Below are 23845 nucleotides of genomic sequence, written 5' to 3'. Positions count from 1 at the left end.
TAAGCGTAGCAATACGTTCAGCTGACCAGTACTAATAGGTCGAGGTCTTGACCTAAAAAGATTTAGTAAGAGTTATTGACAAAGAACCTGATGTATGATAATATTTCAATGTGTAATTTTGAGAGTATAATCTCAGTATAGCATGATCCTCGATGGCTCAATGGTAGAGCATTCGGCTGTTAACCGAAGGGTTGCTGGTTCGAGTCCAGCTCGGGGAGCTCAAGATTTTCAATTAAAGTTGAAAGTCTTAATTTTTTCGCAAAGTACATTTATGGCCCGTTGGTCAAGCGGTTAAGACACCGCCCTTTCACGGCGGTAACAGGGGTTCGATTCCCCTACGGGTCACTTATTAAGGATAATCTCCATATTATTTTTAATATAATTCCTATATACGCAAACGTGGCTCAATTCATGCAGACGAATCTATGATTCGAATGAGGCAAGAGTAGCTGGTCCGATAGGACGCTGCGACTGTGATGTATGAATGAAAGTGATGTTAGTATATAATTCCTATATACGCCGACGTGGCTCAATTCATGCAGACGAATCTATGATTCGAATGAGGCAAGAGTAGCTGGTCCGATAGGACGCTGCGGCTGTGATGTATGAATGAAAGTGATGTTAGTATATAATTCCTATATACGCCGACGTGGCTCAATTGGCAGAGCAGCTGACTTGTAATCAGCAGGTTATCGGTTCAAGTCCGATCGTCGGCTTAAATAGGGGCCTTTAGCTCAGTTGGTTAGAGCATCCGGCTCATAACCGGACGGTCCGGGGTTCGAGTCCCTGAAGGCCCACCATTTAATTAAATTGGCCCAGTGGTACAGTTGGTTAGCACGCCGGCCTGTCACGCCGGAGGTCGAGGGTTCGAGTCCCTTCTGGGTCGTTTTCTCATTTAAGTAGCAACAACTGGGTGTGGCTCAGTTTGGTAGAGCGCTAGAATGGGGTTCTAGAGGTCGCAGGTTCAATTCCTGTCATCCAGATTAAAAGTTTTTGAATTTCTTTAAAAAATTCTTATACAAGCGTGGGCGCATAGCTCAGCTGGGAGAGCACCTGCCTTACAAGCAGGGGGTCACAGGTTCGAGCCCTGTTGCGCCCATTAAGTGATTTTCTATTGTAAAATCACACATAAATCTTAATTACTGTGCCGGAGTGGCGGAACTGGCAGACGCACAGGACTTAAAATCCTGCGATCTTTACCGATCGTACCGGTTCGATTCCGGTCTCCGGCATTAAATAAGATTTATACCACGCAATTGAATTTAATACATGTGCGCATAGCTCAGCTGGATAGAGCGTCTGACTACGGATCAGAAGGCCGAGGGTTCAAATCCTTCTGCGCACGTTATAACTCTTTATTTGCTTACTCAAGTGGATAAGGAGTTTTTTTGATATACAGTGTTTAACTCTAGTTAGATTAGCTAAATTACTTAATAATCGATAAAAGAATTGAGGTTTTCATATGGCACGTATTAAGAGGAAAAAGAACACTATTAAAAGAAACATATATCAACATTATGGTATCATCCTATTACAAATATTACTATCAGTTATAGTTGTTTATTTCTTCGTAATGGCGTGGCAATACGGTTGGTTAATGCTTATTTTGCTATTAATAATAAACGTGGTATTGCTGCGGCAAAGAATGAAAAAAGTCAATGTTCTAAAAGGGGGTTTAAAAGGAGAAAAGGAAGTACTGAGACTTCTGAAGCAACTTCCAAGAAGATATGATGTAATTGTAAATAAGTGCATTACAGTGAGAGGTAAAACTATTGAGTACGATTTCATTATTATAGGACCAACTGAAGTCTCAATTGTGGAAGTGAAGAACTATTCTGGAAAGTTATCAGGAACTATAGAAGGAAATCAATTAACACAGAGCTATCCTAAACAAGGGAGACAATCAAAACAGGTTAAAAACCCACTAAAACAGTTATCAAGACAAGAAGAATTTTTGCGAAGCTATTTTAATCAACAGAATATAAAGTATCCTATAAAAGGATATTTGTATTTTAATAATCCACACTTGCAAATTCAGCTAAATAAATGGGATAAACGTATTATTCAATCAGAGGAAAAACTCTTAAATAAACTAAAGATAAATAAAAAGCGAAGTCCTCAAACCAAAAAAGTATATCAGTCCATAAATTACCATCGGTAATTATTTATGATTGTTTTATAAAAGGTAAAAAATAAAAGCAGTTAAAATTATTCTTAGGAGGTTTCAGGATGAAAAATAGATATAAGTACGATTACCATACAAAACATAAAAAAAAGTGCAAGCATAATGATACCAGAAAAAAATGCTATACAGCAGCCATGCTCATCCTATTGGCTATGATCATTATTGAGAGTATGGGTATTGTAAAGAATTTTAAGCATATTTGTAAACTGAAAAAGATGATGCACTTTGCTAAGATTACACTTAAAGATGATTAACCCAAATATACATGATAAGCATTGTGAGTTGGGTTTAAGTAAATGTTAAAGATTTAGTCACAATTTGTATATTTTATGGACATCTTTTAATGTTATAATGAACCTATTAAAAGGTTATAAAAGTGTTGTATGTCGAAGTAACTCAAAGGAGAAAGTAAGATTACTTTCTCTTTTGGTTTACTTACATCTATTTAAAATTTACTTATTTAAGTTGATTAATTTTCAATTACACAAAAATATGATATGATAAATTAGGTGATTGAATGTTTGGATATATCACAATTGATAAAATGGAATTAAAGTTTAAAGAGTATTATCGATACCGTGGTTATTATTGCGGTCTATGCAAAACTTTAAAGCGGAACTATGGTGAAATTAGTCGATTTACTTTAAATTATGATATGACTTTTCTTGTTTTACTGTTGACATCATTATATGAACCCGTATCGACAATTGGTAATGAAAGATGCTATGTACATCCGACAAAAAAGCAGATGATCATCTCTAATGAGATCATGGATTATGTTGCTGCCATTAATGTGATACTGGCCTATCATAAATTAATGGATGATTGGAAGGATGAGAAGAGTATTAAAAGCCTATCAGGAATGGGTTTACTAAAAAGACAATATAATAAAGCCAAAAGTGACTATGAAGTACTAGACCAATTGATTCAATCAAGGTTAGAGGAGCTTCATAAGCTAGAAAAAAAGGAAGAAGATAATATAGACTTAGTTTCCAATATATTTGCAAGTATCATGTCTAAGATATTTGTGTATAAGGAAGATATTTGGCAACCTTATCTTGAAAAAATTGGATTTGCTTTTGGGAAATTGGTTTACTTATTGGATGCAGTTGATGACCTAGAAGAGGATCAGAAAAAGGAACGCTATAATCCATTAAAGTACAATAATCATATATCTAAAGATGAGCTTTATGATTTACTATTATTTGAACTCTCCATTGTTGATGAAGAAATGGATAAATTACCCCTCATTATGGATAAGAGTATTATTGATAACATCTTCTATTCGGGTATTATGAAGCGCATTAACGCATGTTTGAAAAGAGAGCAAATGGCTGTTAATGAAGAAGAACTTAATGATTACGTAGAATCAAAAACTTTAATATAAAGAAGAAATAGATTGGGCTTCACATAAACTTGACTTAATGTTGAGTTTTATCTAGATGAAAGAAATTGAGGTGGAAGTTATGAAAGATCCTTATGAAGTATTAGGTATCAAAAGAGGTGCTTCTAAGGAAGAAATTAAAAAGGCATATCGAAATCTGGCCAAGCAATACCATCCAGATAAATATGTTGATAATCCTTTAGCTGATTTAGCATCAGAAAAGTTTAGGGAAGTACAAGAGGCTTATGATAGTTTAATGAGTGGTCAGCAAGGGAATGGTACTTTTAATCAAAACAACTATAACCAGTCTTATAGTAATCAAGATAGTAGTTTTGCAACTATTCGTAACTATATAGTTGCTGGACGCTACCAAGAGGCTTATAGCATGCTTCAAAATATGTCTAACCGTACAGCTGAATGGTATTTCTTGAGTGGGGTATCCCTTATATACATGGGTTCTCATCACCAAGGATTAAACTTTATTCAGCAAGCAATGAACATGGATCCATCTAATACAGAATATCGCCAATATTATGAGCGACTGAAGAACAGACAACATGCTTATCAAACTAGATCTTATCAATACGGTGGTGGAAATAGTAACTTAGGTTGCTGTACGCAATTGTTATGCGCAGACTGCTGCTGTGAATGCATGGGAGGCGACTTAATCGCATGTTGTTAAATGGAAAGAACATAGCATTATTAGGCATATTATTAGCCATTAATCAAGTGTTTTTGTATTTAGCCTCTATCATCGAAAGCAATACCTTAATATTTCTCTTCGCGGCGGCATTAATCATAGGGGTAGTCGTTGTCGAGACAGAAATACGTAGTAGTTGGATGTTTTTCATAACATCTTGCTTATTAGCTTTTTTTTTAGTACCAAATAAATTTGATATAGCAATTTATATAATGATACTAGGTCCTTATAGCATTTTAAAAGAGCTGATAGAAAGACATTGTTTTACAAAGAATACAAAGGGACTAGAAATTGGTATTAAACTTGTAACATTAAATCTTTTAGCAATATTATCTTATTTTATAATGAGGTATATGTTACCATTGCAACTGAATATATGGTTGATTATAATTGGGGAAGTCTTATTACTCTGCTATGATTATGTGTTTGGTTATTTTATACATTACTACATCAAACACATAAGAAATAGGATTAAATAGGGTATTAGTTGATACAAAAAATACATATTGAACTAACGAGGTAATTTAAAAACATATGACTTTCTTATACATGGGGATTAACATATTATTATAAGAAGTTAAAGTACTTATGAAATTACCTTAATTATAAAAAAAATGAGTACTAGTTCAATATATATAAGAGGGTGAGAGCATGAAAAAAGTAGCAGTTATTTTTACTGGTGGTACAATTTCAATGAAGGTTGATGAAAGATTACATGCAGCAATACCTGCCTTATCTGGACATGAAATAATGGCTAAAGTAACGGGGATTGAGAAGATGGCAGAAATTGAAGCTATCCATTATGGGTCGTTTCCTGGACCACATATCTCTCCTGAGAAGATGTTGGAATTAGCTAGTATAGCTAAAGAACAGTTACTTCGAGAAGATATAGCTGGGGTGGTTTTAACCCATGGAACTGATTGTTTAGAAGAAACAGCATATTTCCTTGATCTAATAATAGATTCAGATAAACCTGTTGTTGTAACAGGTGCTATGCGTAACAGTAGTGAGCTAGGTTATGATGGGCCATCTAACTTGGCGGCATCAATTTGTACAGTATGTTCAGACGAATCAAAGAATAAAGGTACACTAGTAGTTATGAACAACCAAGTTAATGCTGCAGATGAGGTTACAAAAAGTCATACTCTTAGTTTAGATACATTTAAAAGCATGGATTTTGGGCCATTAGGTATAGTGGACCAAGACCAAGTGATCTATTATAGAAGAAGAGAGCATCGACAAATTATCGATACTGATCAAATTCAACCCAAGGTAGCTTTAATTAAGTCGGTTGCTGGTATGGATTCCACCATCATCAATTATTTAGTGGATCAATCTTATAAAGGTATAGTAATTGAAGGTATGGGTAGAGGTAATGTGCCGCCTGGAATGGTTGATGGCATTACGAAGGCCATTGAGCGTCAAATACCTGTCGTACTTGTATCTCGTTGTCCTATGGGAAGAGTTTTGGATTCCTATGGTTATCATGGTGGTGGGAGAGAGCTGCGAAATAAAGGTATCATTTTAGGTGATAATCTTTCGGGACAAAAAGCCCGAATTAAACTCATGTTAATACTCGGTATAACACAAGATGTAGATAAAATAAAAGAGATTTTTGAAGAAGATTTATACAAGAAGGTATAGTAGCTAAATTTTATGTTGCTTTTTATGGAAATTTATGATATGATTTTAGGGTGCAAGTAATACTTTTCGGTGACAAAGGCAAACCTATTGCGAAATAGGGACGCAAAGCCGAGGGCCTTTCGCATCGGGGGGCAAGATGGAAGGTAGCCTGGCTGCCGAAATGAAAAGTATTTATCCTAAGCTATAAATTTCCTTTTATTTGGCTTCTTCATTAGAGGAAGCCCTTTTTTTACCTTTTTGAAGAGAATTAGGGGATTTGTTACACAAAACTAAGGTCTTTCAAGGAGGATTAAGATTAACGATATGAAAAATAAAAAGATAAGAATTGCACTAATATATTTTGTCATAGCATTTGGGTTTCTGTCTTTAGCTAATTATGCCTTTAAGCAGGTAACCACTGAATATATCACTTATGATGAATTTATCGAATGGGGTGAAACTGGGAAAATTGAAAAAGTTTCATATTCTGGCACCTCACTTCAAGTCATTGTCAAAGAAGATAGCGGCATATCTCAAAAGATCTATTATACTAATGTATTTCCAGATTTAGATCTAGCCAATAGAATTAATGAATGGGATAAGAAGTATGGTGTGCAATATGAGTACATTCCACAGCAATCCAATGCTCTAGTAGAATTTTTGCTCTATTGGATACTGCCAATGGGAATATTCTTCTTCCTATGGCGTTTTATGATGAAGGGAATGGATAAACGTATGGGCGGCGGTGTTATGTCCTTTGGAAAGAACTCTGCCAAAATCTATGCTGAGCAATCCACTGGTGTAACATTTGATGATGTTGCCGGTCAGGAAGAAGCTAAAGAGTCTCTTGTGGAGATGGTTGACTTCTTAAATGAACCAGCGAAATATACGAGTATTGGTGCCAAACTTCCTAAAGGAGCCTTACTAGTAGGTCCTCCTGGAACAGGTAAGACATTATTAGCCAAAGCTGTAGCTGGAGAAGCTAAAGTACCATTCTTTTCGATTTCAGGTTCAGAATTTGTTCAGATGTTTGTTGGTATGGGTGCTGCTAAAGTACGTGATTTATTCGCACAAGCTCAGGAGAAAGCTCCTTGTATTATTTTCATCGATGAAATCGATGCTATTGGTAAGAGTCGTGAAAATAATATGAGTAGTAATGATGAAAGAGAACAAACATTAAATCAGCTATTATCTGAAATGGATGGTTTTGATTCATCTAAAGGGGTTGTTATACTTGGAGCAACCAACAGACCTGAAGTGTTGGACCAAGCTTTATTACGTCCAGGTCGTTTTGATCGTCGAATCATTGTTGACAGACCTGATTTAGAAGGTCGTAAAGCTATCCTTAAGGTACATGCTAGGAAAGTTAAGATGTCAGATAGTGTTGATTTAAATGCCGTTGCGAAAACGACTTCAGGTGCTTCAGGTGCTGAGTTAGCCAATGTCATCAATGAAGCTGCATTATTAGCGGTTAAGCACGGTAGACAATTGGTTGAGCAAAAAGACTTAGAGGAAGCATTTGAAATAGTTGTAGCTGGTAAAGTGAAGAAAGACAGAATTCTTTCTGATCATGAGAAAAAATCTGTGGCATATCATGAAATAGGTCATGCACTTGTTGCAGAAGTACTTCCAAATGCGGATCCGGTGCATAAGATTACCATTATACCGCGTACAAAGGGGTCTTTAGGGTATACTATGCAGTTACCTACTGAAGATAAATACCTAGTAACAAAGGAAGAAATGGAAGAACAATTAGCTGTTATGTTAGGTGGACGTGCAGCAGAGGAAATCATGTTTAATCAAGTTTCAACAGGTGCAGCCAATGATATTGAAAGAGCAACAGCAACAGCTAGACGTATGGTTACAATCTATGGTATGACAGATGAATTTGATATGATGGCTTTAGAATCAGCAAGCTCTCGTTATTTAGATGGACGTCCAGTTAGAAACTGTAGTAATGAAACAGAAAGAATAATTGATCTTGAGACATTGAAGATCATTAAAGAACAGCATCAACAAGCCGTTAAGATCTTAGAAGAGAATAAAGATAAGCTTATTAAAGCTGCTGAGTTTTTACTTGAATATGAAACCATCAGTGGTGAAGAATTCAAGAAGATTCTCAATGGTGAGGAGGTACTTCGTGAAGAAGAACCTCATGAGGAAACATTAAAAGGTAAAAAGGATAACGATGATTCAGAAGAGGCTAAAGGCTCAAAAGAAGTAGAGTCAGATGAAGCGATATCTGAAGAGTTAACCTCAGAAGAGTAATCGATTAACGAAGGATAAAGAGATTAAGAGATCTAGGAACCCCATATTGGAGTTACTAGATCTCTTTTTATTTTGGAGTAGGAAAGGATAGTATAGATGAAAATACGAAAATTTGTTCGTTTACATTGATGATATTAAAAGGTATAATGAAGAAGAAGGGAGTTGGTCGACAATGGGATAACCTTTGTACATACAGGTGACGTACATATTGGAAGTCCATTCACAGGATTACCATTGCATGTTGCTTCAAAAAGAAGACAAGAAATTATGAGCAGCTTTTTACATATATTAGACTTTGTTAAAGAGAAAAAAGTAAATTACCTATTCATAGCAGGAGATCTTTTTGAAAATGACTATGTTACTACTAATGATCTGCAACAAATTAATGAAGCCTTTCGACAATTAGTGGATACACATATTTGCATGATAGCAGGTAATCATGATCCAATACTTGGTGATAAATCCTTCTATAATCGTGTATCATGGGGAGAAAATGTTCATCTTTTTACGAAGGATAAGGAATCTATTTATTTTGAGGATCATGAGACCACAGTTTATGGTCATAGTTGGTATGAAAAATACGTTCAACATGATGCAATCAAGTCGATTCATAAGCGAAATCAACAAGGTCATCATATACTACTAGCCCATGGTGATGCCTATACAAAAAGCAATTATCTTCCATTGGATATAAGATCCCTTAAGGATAAAAACTTTGATTATGTGGCCTTAGGTCACATACATCGACCTGCTTTTATTACAGATGAAATCTGCTATTGTGGGAGTCCAGAAGCTTTAAATTTTGGAGAGGGTCATGAACACGGTTTTATTGCTGGGGAGATAATGGATCATATTATTTACAAGAAGTTTATACCCATAGCAAAACGTCATTATAAAAAAGTTGAGGTAAGGGTACAACCCAACGCTTTTGAAGCAGATATCATTAATGATATAAGGCAATCTATCAATAATCACGATCTTTTTAGAATCATCCTAAAAGGACAAGCAGACTTTAGACGTTTGATTGATATAAGCTATATCCAACAGCAAGTTAGTGAAGAAGTATTTTATTCAGAGATTATTGATGAGCGAGATACGTTACTAGACTTTGACAGTATTGAAAAGGAACACAGCCACACTATTATAGGTGACTTTATTCAACAGATGAAGGCTGAAGGATTAGATGACCCTGTCAATAAAAGAGCATTGGAGATAGGTTTAGAGTTACTTCTTAACGAAAAAGGGGTGGATCTATGATCATTAAAACCTTAAGACTAAAAAGCTTTGGCAAGTATAAGGAAAAAAATATTGATTTAAAGCCAGGTATAAACCTTATATATGGAGAGAATGAATCAGGTAAGACAACTCTCCAACGTTTTATTAAGGGGATTTTCTTTGGTTTCTATAAACCATACATAAAAAAAAGAAGTTACACATCTGACTATGAACAGTATAAACCATGGAATGCTGATAGTTATAAAGGAAGTATTATCATAGAAGAAAGTAAACCCTATCGTATTGAAAGAGATTTCTCTAAATATCATGAAGAAATTAAAGTTATGGATATGTCGACAGGTGAAGATATAACAGGACAATGTGTCTACGATAAGCGTACCAAAGCCTATTTACCTTTAAGTTTAGTAGGTGATATCAGTGAGCATTATTTTAAAAATATCTTGAATATACAGCAACTTCATTTAAAGCCTGAGAAAAAGTTTAGTGAAGAGTTAAAAGATTATTATCAAAGTCTTAATCAAACTGATGCTAGCGACATGTCCATTAACGGAGTCATACAAGCCTTAGAGAGTAAAGTACATGATTTAGGTTCAGAAACAAGAAAGAAAAGTCCTATCGGTCAAATAACAGAGCAAATTAATCAACTTAAATTAGAACGACATCGATGGTTTGAGAAAAAAGAATTAAATAATGAATTAACAGAACGTATCCAGGAATTACAGATAAAAGAGTTGGATATTCATAAGACCATTAGTGAGCAGCAGTATCATAGATCTGAGCAGCAAAAAGTAATTAATGAAGAGAAAGAAGCTAAAATCCTTAGAATTCAAAGAGAAATTGAAAATCTTGAAGAAAAGTTAGATACTTATAAGTATTACGAGCATCTTTCTGAAAAGTCATTGAATCAGGCTTATGAGCTCTATAAGGAAAGTAAGGCTTTAAAAAAAGAGCGTGAGGACCTAAAGGTTTTAAAAGATAAAACTATGATTCAAGAATCGTCTATTACAGAGAAGAAGGCTAATAGAGCACCTTTAATGATTGGCATAGTACCGCTATGTGTCTGTATATGGAGTATGTATTTAGCTTTAATGGGGCAGACAATTTATTATATTTTTTCAGTGATATGTGGATTCCTTACAATTGGTTCTGTTCTCCTTTATAAGAGGTCGAGCACAAATAAACATGTTGGGGATCAACAGAAAGCTATAATGGGTATCCGCCAAAGAATATTGGAGGTAGACAAAGCACTCATAGAATTGGATAATCGACGCATGGGTTTACCCCTCTTAGTGGAGGGAGAAGAGGAATATTTTACTGTAAGAGATGGTATCAATGAGTTCATACAGACTAAAAAACGCCTACAAGAAAAAAAAGAATGGCTTCATCTCATTGATGAAGAAATGCCAAAGGGAGGTTCTATTCCTATTGATCCATCCATCTTGAAGGAAGAAGAGTCTATCAAGATAGAATTAAGTCGTTTATCGGAACGCCAACAATTGGTCTTTGAAGGTATAAGGCATTTAGCTGAAATAGAAAAAGAACTTCATGAAAAAGAGCAAAGATTGGAGGAACATGTAAGAGAAAAGCAAGCGACAGAAAAAGCTAAAGTGGTTTTAGAAGAACTATGTTCTCGAATGAATGAGGATTATCAAGTCCTTCTAAAAGAAAAGTTATCCACAAAACTAGGGCTACTTACAGATGGCAAGTATCGAAATATTAAGGTAGATGAGGAGTTAAATCTTAGAGTTTTTGATGAAGAAGAGGATAAAATTGTTGAGGTTGAACGGTTAAGCTCCGGGACAAAAGATTTAATGTATTTGGCGCTGAGGCTTAGTATGATGGAAATCCTATCGATAAAAGCTCCTCTTATCTTGGATGATAGTTTTATCCAATTTGATGAACAACGGCTAAACGCCATGTTAAAGTTGTTAAACAAACTTTCACAAGAGTATCAAATTATACTTTTTACGTGCCATAATAGAGAAAGAGAAATACTTAAAAATTTAAATATTTCATTTAACTACATTACTTTATAGCCAGATAATACCTGGGAGAAAGGGATTTATACACAATATGGTGCTTATTTGTTTATATTTTAAGTGAGTAGAAGGAATACTTTATAGCCTTATGTGAATATAGCCAAAATAAATTTTCAAAAGAAGTCATCTTTATGCACACTTTTGGCTTGCATATTGATATAATATTCACCGTAACCCCCCCATATTAATATAGATTACGTTGTTTGCTATACTGAACAAAAGAACAAATACCTTCTCCTTTGCAATGAAGAGGCGGCCCCGTTGGCTGCCTCTTTTGCTATGCAAAAGTATGCTCTTATCTTCGGCGGAATAGCCATCTTACGTGATCGAATTGATTAACGGATACTCTTATTTATTACAAAAAAATACAGGATACAAAGACTTTATGATTTATGAATAAGAAATAAGACTTTATGCATAGAGAATTCTACAGCAAATTAGTTTGTCGTATAAAAATATACAACGAAAGTTTGACAAATAGTGAAAGTTTATGCACACTGTATACACGTTTTTTGTTATAATAATAGATGTAAACCCCCCATATAATATAGATTGTTTAGTTTTACTACACCCCAAAAGAACAAATACCTTCTCCTTTAAAGCAGCAGCGATGCTGCTTTTTTACTATCTAAAAATAACATGATATGAGAATTCATGAATCTAAGTCATTAATTTCTGAATAATAAATATATTCAATTAACTACTTATTCTTTTGTAGATTTTCAACATTAAAATGGGTAAGTGAAGATAAATCTGTAAATAAATATAAAAAATGCACGAAAACCAAAAGGCAATAAATGTATCTTTATGCACATTTATGGCATAAATATTGCTATAATAATAATTGTAAAACCCCCATATGATTAAGGTTTTTGTTGTTTGCTACACCCAAAATATAAATACCTTCTCCTTAGAAAAGGACAGCGCTGGCTGTCCTTTTCTTGTATATACGCTTGGCCCCTCTTACCAATATTCTTATAGATGGATATAATTCCTTTAATTTACATAGACGTAACGTGCTGTAAATTATATAATATTATTGTCGAGAAAGGGGGAAAGCTTTGAAGTATATTAAAAATAATAAAATAATAATTACAATTATGTCGGCTTTAATCCTTGCCATATTGGTGGTATTAATAACAATGAATACAGATCAACAAGTTAATTTAAGTTATAATGAATTTTTAGATAAAGTGGAACAAAATTTAGTTGGTGAAGTTATAACATCCGACGCTCAAGATATAAAAGTTAAACTCAATGGGGAAGAAGACATAACTTATATAGTTCCAAACCCTAGAAGTGAAGACTTCAAAGAATTTCTACTTATAAACGGGGTAAAGGTAGTAGAATCTGAAACATCTTCACAAATCCAACTCATTCAGGCTATCCTTTTCATTGGACTTTTTCTAGGGATATTCTATTTCGTATATAAACAAATGGGTCAGAATCAACAAGGTAATAAAATGAAGATGGATTTTAAAGCTATTAATGCCAGTAGCATAACTTTTGAAGATATTGCAGGTAATGTAGAAGCTAAAGAATCCGTTAAGGATATCATAGATTTTCTCATTAAACCTGAGAAGTATGCTAAATATGGAGCTAGAATGCCACGAGGGGTTATCTTTTACGGTCCTCCTGGAACTGGTAAAACTCTCATGGCTAAAGCTATAGCAGGTGAAGCCGACGTACCATTTTTCTCCGTATCAGGATCTGACTTTGTCCAAATGTATGTAGGTGTAGGGGCAAGCAGGATCAGAGAGCTCTTTAAAAAAGCAAGAGAACATGGTAAAGCAGTTATTTTCATTGATGAAATTGATGCGCTTGGTAAGAAAAGAACAGCAGGAGCAGCAGGTGGTAACGATGAACGTGACCAAACACTGAATGCTCTTCTAACTGAAATGTCAGGTTTCAGGGATAGTGAAGGGATTGTAGTTATTGCTGCAACCAATCGATTGGACATATTGGATTCAGCCTTGTTAAGACCAGGACGATTTGATCGTCAAGTTGAAATTGGTTTACCGGATATAAAAGCGAGGGAGAGCATTTTAAGTCTACACATTCGTAATAAACCTTTAAGTGAACAAATTAATCTAGAAAAATTAGCAAAACAAACGGTGTATTTTAGCGGTGCTATGCTGGAAAACTTACTCAATGAAGCAGCAATTTTTGCAGCAAAAGATGGTAGTAGATTTATAGAAATGAATCATATCGACAAAGCATTTTATACAGTAGTAGCAGGCGCTGAAAAGCAGGATAGAAGTATGATCGATGAGCATGATAGACATATTACAGCTTATCATGAAGCAGGTCATGCACTAATGACTAAACTGGTAGCACCACGTAATTCCGTGACAAAGGTAACCATCATCCCTAGTGCCAAGGGAGCAGGTGGCTTTAGTATGAATATTCCTCCTGACAAGATGTATTACTCAAAAAAAGATATGAAAAGTCAAGTTATGATTAGCTTAGCTGGTAGAGCTGCTGAAGAGATTATCTTTGGAGAAGACGAAATAACAACTGGTGCTAGTAACGATATTGAAAAAGCAACGAGTATCATCAGTGATTATGTTCACAAATATGGAATGAGTGAGAAACTAGGTTTATTGAATATGAAACTACTCAATCAGGGTAGTGAGTCAAATGCAGTCGCTGAGTGCAGAGTGCTCATGAATGAGCTTTACCATGATACAAGGGAATTGCTTATTGAAAATAAGTATTACCTTACTAATCTAGCTAAAGCTTTATTAGAAAAAGAGACTCTTTCAGAAGATGACATCGAGATGATTTTAGCTGGGGAAGAGCTGATAAATACTGAACAGATGGATTTTTCTGATGCTGATGACTTTCGACAAACTGAATTAAACGGAGAGTTGATTTAGGATAACAGTTGTTATCCTTTTTTTTTGTGTGGGAATAAAGGCTTAGATACAAATTTTTATGTGGTAACAAAAATTAAAAATCGTGTAGAAGATAATCGTCTTTTTAAATTTTTAGCTATTCAAGATGAAGATAGAATCTACCAAGTAGGATTATCTATTGATACCCTTATAATTTCTAACGAAAAACCTGATTCATATTAATGAATCAGGTTTTTTATACTTACTTGGAAAAAGCTTCATCCACTAGCAAGTTTTAAAAGCATATTGATATACTGCTAATGAGATACTAACTCTAGAAAAAAAGTATTGAAGAGGATGAAGTTTATGAGTAAATTATTAATAGAAGATGCGAAAAAGCAAAATGAGTTTCAGGGTAGATTCATGATTTTTAAAAACTTAAATGATAATGGAGAGCGACTGATAGCCATTATTGGGAATGATACCGGTGATATGAAGGTCAATATAAACCCTTACAAAAAAGATCTTAATGTTGGTGATGTTATAGAAGCTAAGGCAGTCAATGACAGAGGTATTGAAATCAATACCTATAAAAAAGTAGAAGATGTAGATGTGGATGACTTTCTTCCATCACTGCCAGCTGAAGATCTTGACCGATATGTTAAGGAACTCGATGAACTAACTCAATCAAGTATTCACTCCGAAGAAGGGAAGCAGTTGAATACTTATTTTTTTGATAATCCTGCATTTATGGAGAAGTTTCAAAAAGGCATAGGGGGATTGGTTCAACATCATAATTACCTTGGTGGTTTGGTAGAACATACATTAAACGTTATGTACTTAACTAAGGTTTATGCTGAACGTTATCATGTAAAACATAAAGAGTTAGCTATTTTAGCAGCTAAACTTCACGATATTGGTAAAATTGTAGAGTACGATACAAATGGTCCTTTTACAGTAACCATGCGTGGTGATATGGAAGGTCATATTGTTATTGGATTATCCATGCTTGAAAAAGCTTTTGAAGCAGGAGGAGCATTATATTCAGATGAGTTTAAAGATAGACTCAGAGGAATTATTGTTCAACACCATGGTAAAGTGGAGTATGGTTCTCCTAAATCAGCAAACACGCCAGAGGCTTATATTGTTAATCTAGCTGATCAAGCTGATGCAGTTATGAATAAAATAGAAAAAATCAAAAAAGAAACAAAAGAAGGTACATGGTCAGAATATGACAGAAGAATTGGTACACGTCTATTATTCTAGTGTAGGTAAGTACTGCGTTTTGCTTATAAAAGCAATGAGGCGTCAAACCTCATTACTTTTGATATATTTCGCTAACGAAATAATCAAGCAACAAACCATACTTTCCTGCCCATACTTGGAACGTGACGTTAGTCACTTTACTTGTGGTATAGGAAAGTACTGCGTTTTGCTCGCAAGGAACCATACTTTCCTATCTCCAGTTTAAATGTGGCGTTAGCCACTTTTGTACTGATAAAACCTCAACAAGTTTAGCATAATCTGCTATAATGAAAGAAAAACCGTGGAGGCTTTTTATGCTGAAGTTAGAAAGCTATATTGAGATAGATACATTAATGACCTTCTATTATTTTGATTTTGCTAAGAATTATGTTTTTAAAGGTGAAAAACATAATTTTTGGGAAATGGTATATGTAGATAAGGGTGTTCTTGAAGTTATGGCTGATACGAAACATTATGTTCTAAATGCAGGTCAAATGATTTTTCATAAGCCCAATGAATTTCATAGTTTATGGGCTAATGGTGAAGTTGCGCCTAATGTTGTAGTTGTATCATTCGTAAGTCATTCAGATATAATGAAGACTTTTGAAAAAAAGATACTTCAATTAAATACTGAACAGAAGGAACTGTATAAAAAATTTATCAAAATAGCTAGAGGGCATTTAAATAAACATCATGAATTAATTGAGGACAATCCAGTAATAAGACAAATGCTTAAAATGAGCTTGGAAGCCTTTTTGTTAGAAATGATGCAAAATCAAGATGAAAGAAAATTGCCAGAATCCCTTCCCACAAAAGAAAGAATGGAAAAAGATATTGTTGATCATATTATTGAGTACATTAGAAAGAACTACAATATAAATCTATGCCTTCAAGATATTGCGGGGTACACTAACTTAAGTACATCATATATTAAAGCACTATTTAAACGACGTATGAATATAAGCTTAATGCGTTATTATAGACAGGTTAGAATTGAAAAAGCAAAAGAATTAATGAGAGAATCTTCAATGAGTTTCACTGAGATAGCAGATAAACTGGGATATGCATCTGTTCATTACTTCTCCAAGCAATTTAAAGATATAACAGGAATGACACCAACAGAATACTCTAAATCAATGGTTAATTATTAGAGGATTCTGTTAGAATACAGTGATTACTTATAATTTAGCAACATTAAACACATAAGATGAGGTGGCCACATGAGTAGAGCAAATAGAAAGAAGGATCACATTAGGATTTTTGAAGCATGTGAATTTGGTAATAGAGGAATCGATTATTTTGAGCAAATGAAGTTATCCCATAATGCATTACCTGAAATAGATTTTAATGACATTGATACATCTACAGTATTCCTTGATAAAAAAATTGGTTATCCAATAATGATTAATGCTATTACGGGTGGAATTGAAGAAGTTTACAAAATGAATAGAGACTTAGCTAAGGTGGCAAAAAGATTTAACATTCCCATGGCTGTTGGATCTCAATCCATAGCTGTTAAGAATAAAGGAGATAAGACAAGTTTTCAAGTTGTTCGTGAAGTCATGGGAGATGGTGTTGTTATTGCCAATATCGGTGCAGGTCAATCATATGAGCATGTTTATGAAGCAGTTCATATGATAGAGGCTGACGCTATCCAACTCCACATCAATGTTGCTCAGGAAATTATCATGCCAGAAGGTGACCGTTCATTTAAGGGGGTAATAGAACATATTGCTCGTTTAAAGGAGCGTTTAGATTGTCCTATAATCGTCAAAGAAGTTGGATTTGGCATATCTGGTGAAGTGGCAAAGAGACTTCAAGATGTTGGCATAGAATATATTGACGTCAGTGGAAAAGGTGGAACCAATTTCATCGAAATAGAAGATCAAAGAAACAACAAAAAAATTTATGAAGACTTTTATGAGTGGGGTATACCTACTCCAGTATGTATACATCAATGTCGACAGGAAGCATCGAATTTAAAACTCATTGCTAGTGGTGGTATTCAAAAAGCTGATCATATTTTTAAGTCGCTAGTATTAGGAAGCCATATCGTTGGTATGAGTGGTAGAGTATTGGACGAGTATTTAAAGAATGGTTTACACCAAACAGAGAGTTTTATTGAAGATTTATTGCATAAATTTAAAATTTTTATGTTGTTGACAGGATGTTGTGATATAAGTAAAATTCAGTATGTTCCCTATCACTGGGAGAAGATGTTATTGGAAAAATAAGAGAATAAAAAAGTTAAGGAAGTGCATTGACTTTTATGGAAATTCTCAATATACTATAATTGAATTTAAAATTGTAATGGATGAAGGATGTTGGAGATATCTTTAGTGATTTAGTCTGAAGATAACCGGAGAAGAAAGAAGGTGTGATGCTTGAAACACCTATCGAAGCTTTCAGGTCAGCCTACAATATCTGGACATTACCCTGGAGAGAGTCAATGAATTGACCATCGAAGAAGAAATTTACGTTTCAACGTAAAGAAGCTTTCAGATAAAAGGACAGGGCGTAAAAAGCGTAGCTTTGCTATTACTTTTTGCGCTCTTTTTAGTGGGGAAACAATTAACCTGCCTAGTCGGACTACGACTATGTTCTTTTATAGGGAGGCTTTTTCCTATAGTTGATGTGATAAATAATTCACAATTAGTTGACTAGATATGGACTAAAAATGAGCATAAAAAAGAACTTGAGGAGGATTAGCATATGGAAATATTAATGGGTGTTGTTTTACTTGTCTTAGTTTTAGGTGTTTTTTCATTATTTAGTCTAAAGGCACCAAAAGGTAGTCTAGCCATGTCAGGCCTAGCCAATGCTGCTATAGCTACCTTTCTTGTAGAAGCGATACATAAATATATTTTAGGTGATTTCATAGGTATTCAATTTTTAAACGAGACCGGAAGTGTTGCTGGTGGCATGGGTGGAGTTGCAGCAGCAGCCTTAGTAGCATTAAGTATGGGAGTAAACCCAATTTTTGCTTTGGTTACTGCAGTGGCTATCGCTGATTTTGGAATTCTACCAGGATTTATTGTAGGTTATTTAATGGGATGGATTGCACCTTATATAGAAAAGAAATTGCCTAAAGGTATCAATATCATCTTAGGTGCATTAATATTAGCACCTATTGCGCGTCTTGTTGCTGTAGCGTGTGATCCATTTGTTACAATTATATTGGATACAGTAGGTACAACTTTAATGGCTGCAACAGAACAATCACCTATTCTAATGGGCTTTTTCTTAGGTGGTTTGATTAAAATGATCTGTACCTCACCATTGAGTTCAATGGCATTAACAGCCATGTTAGGTCTAACAGGTTTACCTATGGGTATTGCGGCCATAGCCTGTTTCGGTGGTACATTTACAAACGGTATTATATTTAAGCGTTTAAAACTTGGAGATCAAGGAAAAGTAGTTTCAGTGATGCTTGAGCCGCTAACTCAGGCAGATATCATAACCTCTAATCCACTGCCTGTTTATTGCTCTAATTTCCTTGGAGGGGGGGTATCTGGAATCATTGCAGCCAGCTTAGGTATTGTTAATAATGCACCTGGGACTGCAGCACCTATTCCAGGAATGTTAGCACCATTTGCTTTCAATGATCCAGTAAATGTCGTCATAGCCTTAGCTTTAGCAGCAATTGCAGGTAGCTTAGCAGGCATATTTGGTGCTCAGGTCTTTAGATTGATTAAATATAAACCTGTTACCCCTGCTACCAGCAAGGCATAAAAAAGCCAAATTCATAAAAACCAAGTCTTTTTTGATAAAGACGTCAGAGTCAACCTCTCCTATAATAGTATTAAATACAATTACTGATGAAATACTTTATATAAAGGAGATGGATGAGATGAAACAAGTGACAGCGATAGTTATCGGAGCAGGAGATAGAGGAAACATCTATGCCAAGTATGCTTTAACACATTCTAAGGATATAAAAATAGTAGCAGTAGCAGAACCAGATCAAGAAAAAAGAACGCAAATGATGGAAGCACATAACATCTCTAAAGAGAATGTTTTTGAAAGTTGGGAAGAGTTATTAGCTCAACCTAAATTAGCAGATGCGGCTATCATTGCAACCCTTGATAAAGATCATTATGAGCCAACTAAACTTGCTTTGGAGAAGGACTACCATATATTACTTGAGAAGCCTTTATCTAATAATGCTAAGGAATGCGTATTACTAGGTGAGTTAGCAAAAGAATATCCTCACAAAGTATTTTCAGTATGCCATGTCCTTCGTTATACCAAGTTCTTCTCAAAACTTAAGGAACTAGTCGACCGTCGTGTGATTGGTGATATCATGACTATTAATCATAATGAATATGTTGGACGTATACATCAGTCACATAGTTTTGTCAGAGGGAATTGGGGTAACTCTAAAAGAGAAAGCCCAATGATTTTACAAAAATGTTGCCACGATTTAGACATTCTTCTTTGGCTTGTAGGAGCCAATTGTGTAAAAGTTTCTTCTTTTGGTTCTTTAGATTATTTTACTGGGAAGTATGCACCTGAAGGAGCTCCTAAACGTTGTCTTGATGGATGCCCAGCAGGTAATGAATGTGCTTACAATGCTGAAAAGATATACTTATCAGATAATGTTGGTTGGCCTGTATCCGTCATATCTCCAGACACAAGTTATGAGGCACGTAAGAAAGCACTAGAAGAAGGTCCTTACGGTATGTGTGTCTATCAAACAGATAATGATGTTGTGGATCATCAAATCGTTAATATGAGTTTTGATAATAACGTTACAGCAAGCTTAACAATGACTGCCTTCTGCAAAGATAGTGGACGTCACATTAAGATCATGGGAACGCATGGAGAAATTACAGGGGATTTTGATTACAACGAAATTCGTATCAAGCATTTTCCATCTAATGATGAAGAACTTATAAAGTTAACGAATGATTTAGCTGGTCATGGTGGTGGCGATACTGGTTTAATGAAAGACTTTGTTGAGTTAGTTAGAAATGATGGCAAACTTAAAGGTAAGACAGAAGCATCCATATCCGTTCAAAGTCACATTATGGCATTTGCGGCAGAAGAATCTAGAGTTACCGATCGCGTACTTAAGATAGAAGACTTCGTCGAGGAAGTAAAAAATAAATAATCGCTAAACTAAAGACTGAGCTCAATAGGCTTAGTCTTTAGTTTTATTTTGGGCTTTAGGGTAGATGTTGGATACTTTCTTGGTATTATTATTGTCAAACAGGTGGGGTGGATGTTATGATAGAGATAAGTGATGCGCAATCGATTGCATCAAATTTGTAAAAGGGGACTTATCTATGAAAAAAAAAGTATTTGTGTTTTGGGGCGGGGTTATAGCTATTATAATCGTTGCAGCATTGTTTTTTTATCAGCTTCCAACTCAGACAGAGACTGAAGTCAATAAACCAACTGCAGCAACAGAAGAGGAAAATGTTATAGAAGAAGAGAAAGAAGAGCCTAGAGTTCTTGTACATCAAAATGGTAGCCAGATTCGTATTACAGTATATGGAAATGCAACGATTCTAGAATATTGTATGGACAATATTTTAAAGGTGAATTATCTACCAGATAAACTAAAAGGCGAAAGTGTTGGAGTTGTTGGGCGTTCGTCATGGGTTCCAGTGGAGTATGTTGTAGAAGATCTTGAAGCCAATCCTTTGGTTATGAAAACAGATGCTATGTCCATCGCATTTGATAAAGTTGCTAACGAGCTGAAAATATATGATCAAGATGAGAATTTAATTCTTACTCAACAAGCGATAGAAGATTCGATAACGGATGAACTAACTTTTAGTCACTCTCCTGATCAGAAGTTCTATGGGATTCATGGCTTTGATGCTACTGAAAGCTCAGATAAATATTTAAGTAGAGATAAAGGCGGACGTGTTGAAGCAGGACAGCAAGGAGATTCAGGTGCACCACTTATATGGACCAATAGTGGATATGGACTATTATTTGATTCCGATGGTGGGCTTTTCAAATTAAAGGATGATACAATCCGTTTCTCAAAGAGTTCAAAGAAAGATATTGAATACTATGTGATTCTTGGAGAACCAAAAGAAATTATGTCTGGAGTAGCTGAAATCAGCGGTAAGCCGCCAATGTTTCCAAAATGGTCTTTAGGCTTTACCAATAGTGAATGGGGTATTGATCAAGAGGAGCTAGTAGATATCGTTGATACATATCGTGAAAAAGACTTTCCGATTGATAACTATACACTTGATTTTGATTGGAAAGCTTGGGGAGAAGATAATTATGGGGAATTCAGATGGAATAATGAAAAGTTCCCTGATGGTGCCAGCGGTCAACTAGCCAATGATCTCCTTCAGCAAGGGGTTAAACTAACAGGAATAATGAAACCAAGAATTTTAACAGGAACTACTCAGGGGGATTATGCCGAGGAGCATGGTTACTTTTATCCTAATCAAAAAGACTATCCAGAATACTTTTCTGGTAAATTAGCCAATGATATAGATTTTTCTAACCCAGTAGCAAGGTCTTGGTATTTTGATCATGCTAAAGAAGCTTTTGACACAGGCATCATTGGTTGGTGGAATGATGAAGCAGATGAATTAGGTAATAATCTACAACATATGAATATGCAAATGGCTCTTTACCAAGGCCAACGTGGCTATAGCGATCAAAGAGTATGGTCCATTAATCGAAATTTCTATTTAGGTGCTCAACGTTATGCCTATGGTCTTTGGTCAGGAGACATCAATTCAGGGTTTAATTCCATGGCTAATCAAAGAGAGAGAATGCTATCCAATATGAATATCGGTCAAGTGAAGTGGGGAATGGACACCGGTGGTTTTAATGGAATGAATCCTTCACCAGAGAACTATACTCGTTGGATGCAATTTAGTGCCTTCACACCAATTTTTAGAGTTCACTCTCGTTTAGACCAACAAAGACAACCTTGGCTTTATGGTGAGGTAGCAGAAGAAGCCGTAAGAGAAGTGATGCATTTAAGATATCAGCTTATACCTTATATATATGGCTATGAACGCCAAGCCTATGAAACTGGGTTAGGACTTGTAAAACCATTAGTATATGATTATCCGAATGATTCTAATGTAGAAAACTTAATAGATTCTTGGATGTTTGGTGATTACCTATTAGTATCACCTGTAGTAGAAAAAGGACAAAGTAATAAAGAGATTTATTTACCAGAAGGTAAATGGATTGACTACTTTGATGGAACTGTTCATGAAGGTGGTCAAATCATTCAATATGCTGTTGATAATGTAACATGGAGCGATATTCCTCTCTTTATTAAAGAAGGAGCTATCATACCTACCATGGAATATATGGATTATGTAGGACAAAAAGAAGCTTCAAGGATTTATATTGATGTATTCCCTGCTGGTGAGGTAAGCCAGTTCATGTATTATGAAGATGATGGGCAGACTTATGAGTATGAGGACATGGGTTATTTCAAACAACTTATTACAACACAAAAGACAGAAGAAAATGCTGTTATAGGCTTTAGCTCTATTGAAGGGGGATACGAGCCGGAAGTAGAGGAGTATATCCTACGAATTCATCAAGTTACAGGGAATCAATTACTACTGAACGGTAGTGAATTAACTGTTTACGATTCAATGACTGAATTAGATAGAGTTGATGAAGGTGCTTATATTGAAGAGGGGATTTACGGACAGTGCTATGTTGTTAAGATAAAAGCAGGAAAAGAAGCAGAAATAAGTATCCAATAAACTGTAATATGTTTTAAGAAGATGACTTCTAGTAAAATAGGGGTCATCTTTTTTATTTATAAGAAACCCTTTTGAATGAGGAAACTAAATTAATTAGTACAAAAAAGGATAGCTAAGAAGGGGTGTCATTTTGTAATTGTACAGTTTCAAATAGAGTTCTAAAAGGATTACTTAAAAGATATAGAGCAGCACGGAGGTAGATGAAACTGTTCTGCTTATATGGAAGGTTTAAGACACAGTATACTCTTATAATCAAATGTTAAGAACTATAAGTTCTCCCCACATTTAAGAGTTACTTTAATAATGTAAATAGACTGAAAATAATAACATTGATATAGTAGTTGACAGTGTAGGGGAGAGATGATATACTAATCTTCGTTGTTAAGAAAACAACACAAAACGACAAAAAAGTAAACAAGATGTAATGTTTGCAATATTTATTAATATATAACATGATATAACAAATAATAATTTGAATATCTTGTTGACAAACATCAGTACATCTGGTAGAATATAATTCTGTTGCGAAAACAGCAGGTTATAATTTAGAACATTGGAAACTGAACAGTGTAACACATACCCAAGAAATAAACTTTGATTTCGTTAGAATTTAATTCTA

Annotated in this window: 16 protein-coding genes, 9 tRNA genes and 2 riboswitches; all 25 genes read left to right on the top strand. The window is 34.9% G+C overall.

The genetic code is table 11. The annotated features are described in order from the left end of the window. The first annotated feature begins 146 nt into the window (after positions 1–146). The 25 genes from C1Y58_RS25490 to C1Y58_RS25370 all read left to right on the top strand — a co-directional run bounded on the left by C1Y58_RS25490 (position 147) and on the right by C1Y58_RS25370 (position 23226). A tRNA-Asn gene (locus C1Y58_RS25490) sits at positions 147–218 on the top strand. 55 nt (positions 219–273) lie between these two features. After that, positions 274–345: transfer RNA gene (locus tag C1Y58_RS25485), tRNA-Glu, on the top strand. Positions 346–643: 298 nt separating this feature from the next. Continuing rightward, positions 644–716: transfer RNA gene (locus C1Y58_RS25480), tRNA-Thr, on the top strand. Positions 717–723: 7 nt separating this feature from the next. After that, positions 724–800 (top strand) — tRNA-Ile (locus C1Y58_RS25475). A gap of 12 nt (positions 801–812) precedes the next feature. Beyond that, a tRNA-Asp gene (locus tag C1Y58_RS25470) sits at positions 813–886 on the top strand. Positions 887–909: 23 nt separating this feature from the next. Beyond that, positions 910–983, top strand: a tRNA-Pro gene (locus C1Y58_RS25465). Between the two features lie 43 nt (positions 984–1026). Beyond that, positions 1027–1099: transfer RNA gene (locus C1Y58_RS25460), tRNA-Val, on the top strand. Between the two features lie 47 nt (positions 1100–1146). Next, a tRNA-Leu gene (locus C1Y58_RS25455) sits at positions 1147–1232 on the top strand. A 39-nt stretch (positions 1233–1271) separates the two neighbouring features. Beyond that, positions 1272–1345, top strand: a tRNA-Arg gene (locus tag C1Y58_RS25450). 117 nt (positions 1346–1462) lie between these two features. Beyond that, positions 1463–2161, top strand: coding sequence for a nuclease-related domain-containing protein (locus C1Y58_RS25445; protein ID WP_105619979.1), 699 nt, complete (start codon positions 1463–1465; stop codon positions 2159–2161). 68 nt (positions 2162–2229) lie between these two features. Further along, on the top strand, positions 2230–2439 hold the full coding sequence (locus tag C1Y58_RS25440; RefSeq protein ID WP_105619978.1) for a hypothetical protein: 210 nt from the start codon (positions 2230–2232) through the stop codon (positions 2437–2439). Positions 2440–2702: 263 nt separating this feature from the next. Beyond that, complete coding sequence (locus C1Y58_RS25435; RefSeq protein WP_105619977.1) at positions 2703–3572, top strand: DUF5685 family protein; 870 nt, start codon at positions 2703–2705, stop codon at positions 3570–3572. Between the two features lie 79 nt (positions 3573–3651). Continuing rightward, on the top strand, positions 3652–4251 hold the full coding sequence (locus C1Y58_RS27120; RefSeq protein ID WP_105619976.1) for a J domain-containing protein: 600 nt from the start codon (positions 3652–3654) through the stop codon (positions 4249–4251). Next, entirely contained in the window at positions 4242–4748 is a 507-nt protein-coding gene (locus C1Y58_RS25425) for a hypothetical protein (RefSeq protein ID WP_105619975.1), read from the top strand. The genes C1Y58_RS27120 and C1Y58_RS25425 overlap by 10 nt, the downstream gene beginning before the upstream one ends. Before the next feature lie 172 nt (positions 4749–4920). Then, positions 4921–5913: an asparaginase gene (locus C1Y58_RS25420; protein ID WP_105619974.1), complete on the top strand. Its 993-nt coding sequence runs from the start codon at positions 4921–4923 to the stop codon at positions 5911–5913. Positions 5914–5980: 67 nt separating this feature from the next. Next, a riboswitch (cyclic di-GMP riboswitch) is annotated at positions 5981–6073 on the top strand. A gap of 143 nt (positions 6074–6216) precedes the next feature. Next, positions 6217–8160, top strand: coding sequence for an ATP-dependent zinc metalloprotease FtsH (gene ftsH, locus C1Y58_RS25415; protein ID WP_105619973.1), 1944 nt, complete (start codon positions 6217–6219; stop codon positions 8158–8160). Between the two features lie 162 nt (positions 8161–8322). Then, on the top strand, positions 8323–9417 hold the full coding sequence (locus tag C1Y58_RS25410) for a metallophosphoesterase family protein (RefSeq protein WP_105619972.1): 1095 nt from the start codon (positions 8323–8325) through the stop codon (positions 9415–9417). Continuing rightward, positions 9414–11432 carry an ATP-binding protein gene (locus C1Y58_RS25405; protein WP_105619971.1) on the top strand — a complete coding sequence of 673 codons (2019 nt, stop codon included), beginning with the start codon at positions 9414–9416 and terminating at the stop codon, positions 11430–11432. The genes C1Y58_RS25410 and C1Y58_RS25405 overlap by 4 nt, the downstream gene beginning before the upstream one ends. A gap of 1064 nt (positions 11433–12496) precedes the next feature. Then, positions 12497–14314: an ATP-dependent zinc metalloprotease FtsH gene (gene ftsH, locus C1Y58_RS25400; protein ID WP_170311698.1), complete on the top strand. Its 1818-nt coding sequence runs from the start codon at positions 12497–12499 to the stop codon at positions 14312–14314. A gap of 324 nt (positions 14315–14638) precedes the next feature. Further along, a complete protein-coding gene (locus C1Y58_RS25395; protein WP_105619970.1) occupies positions 14639–15538 on the top strand; it encodes an HD domain-containing protein in 900 nt (299 codons plus the stop codon). A gap of 293 nt (positions 15539–15831) precedes the next feature. Next, positions 15832–16668 carry an AraC family transcriptional regulator gene (locus tag C1Y58_RS25390; protein WP_170311697.1) on the top strand — a complete coding sequence of 279 codons (837 nt, stop codon included), beginning with the start codon at positions 15832–15834 and terminating at the stop codon, positions 16666–16668. A gap of 69 nt (positions 16669–16737) precedes the next feature. Next, positions 16738–17751, top strand: a complete 1014-nt coding sequence (fni, locus tag C1Y58_RS25385; protein ID WP_105619968.1) for a type 2 isopentenyl-diphosphate Delta-isomerase — start codon at positions 16738–16740, stop codon at positions 17749–17751. Between the two features lie 192 nt (positions 17752–17943). Then, positions 17944–18041, top strand: a riboswitch (glycine riboswitch). Between the two features lie 188 nt (positions 18042–18229). Continuing rightward, entirely contained in the window at positions 18230–19249 is a 1020-nt protein-coding gene (locus tag C1Y58_RS25380; protein ID WP_105619967.1) for a PTS sugar transporter subunit IIC, read from the top strand. Positions 19250–19367: 118 nt separating this feature from the next. Next, positions 19368–20630, top strand: a complete 1263-nt coding sequence (locus C1Y58_RS25375; RefSeq protein WP_105619966.1) for a Gfo/Idh/MocA family protein — start codon at positions 19368–19370, stop codon at positions 20628–20630. A gap of 175 nt (positions 20631–20805) precedes the next feature. Then, a complete protein-coding gene (locus C1Y58_RS25370) occupies positions 20806–23226 on the top strand; it encodes a TIM-barrel domain-containing protein (RefSeq protein WP_105619965.1) in 2421 nt (806 codons plus the stop codon). The last annotated feature ends 619 nt before the right edge of the window (positions 23227–23845 follow it).

The organism is Vallitalea okinawensis, from assembly GCF_002964605.1.
Taxonomy (GTDB): Bacteria; Bacillota; Clostridia; order Lachnospirales; family PQDH01; genus Vallitalea_A; species Vallitalea_A okinawensis.
The sequence above is the reverse complement of the archived record's forward strand: the minus strand, read 5'-3'. Positions and strand labels throughout refer to the sequence as shown.

Bases quoted from the DNA above. Each gene is read 5' to 3' on its own strand.
- C1Y58_RS25445 (WP_105619979.1), top strand. From the start codon at position 1,463: ATGGCACGTATTAAGAGGAAAAAGAACACTATTAAAAGAAACATATAT.
- C1Y58_RS25440 (WP_105619978.1), top strand. From the start codon at position 2,230: ATGAAAAATAGATATAAGTACGATTACCATACAAAACATAAAAAAAAG.
- C1Y58_RS25435 (WP_105619977.1), top strand. From the start codon at position 2,703: ATGTTTGGATATATCACAATTGATAAAATGGAATTAAAGTTTAAAGAG.
- C1Y58_RS27120 (WP_105619976.1), top strand. From the start codon at position 3,652: ATGAAAGATCCTTATGAAGTATTAGGTATCAAAAGAGGTGCTTCTAAG.
- C1Y58_RS25425 (WP_105619975.1), top strand. From the start codon at position 4,242: ATGTTGTTAAATGGAAAGAACATAGCATTATTAGGCATATTATTAGCC.
- C1Y58_RS25420 (WP_105619974.1), top strand. From the start codon at position 4,921: ATGAAAAAAGTAGCAGTTATTTTTACTGGTGGTACAATTTCAATGAAG.
- ftsH (WP_105619973.1), top strand. From the start codon at position 6,217: ATGAAAAATAAAAAGATAAGAATTGCACTAATATATTTTGTCATAGCA.
- C1Y58_RS25405 (WP_105619971.1), top strand. From the start codon at position 9,414: ATGATCATTAAAACCTTAAGACTAAAAAGCTTTGGCAAGTATAAGGAA.
- C1Y58_RS25395 (WP_105619970.1), top strand. From the start codon at position 14,639: ATGAGTAAATTATTAATAGAAGATGCGAAAAAGCAAAATGAGTTTCAG.
- C1Y58_RS25390 (WP_170311697.1), top strand. From the start codon at position 15,832: ATGCTGAAGTTAGAAAGCTATATTGAGATAGATACATTAATGACCTTC.
- fni (WP_105619968.1), top strand. From the start codon at position 16,738: ATGAGTAGAGCAAATAGAAAGAAGGATCACATTAGGATTTTTGAAGCA.
- C1Y58_RS25380 (WP_105619967.1), top strand. From the start codon at position 18,230: ATGGAAATATTAATGGGTGTTGTTTTACTTGTCTTAGTTTTAGGTGTT.
- C1Y58_RS25375 (WP_105619966.1), top strand. From the start codon at position 19,368: ATGAAACAAGTGACAGCGATAGTTATCGGAGCAGGAGATAGAGGAAAC.
- C1Y58_RS25370 (WP_105619965.1), top strand. From the start codon at position 20,806: ATGAAAAAAAAAGTATTTGTGTTTTGGGGCGGGGTTATAGCTATTATA.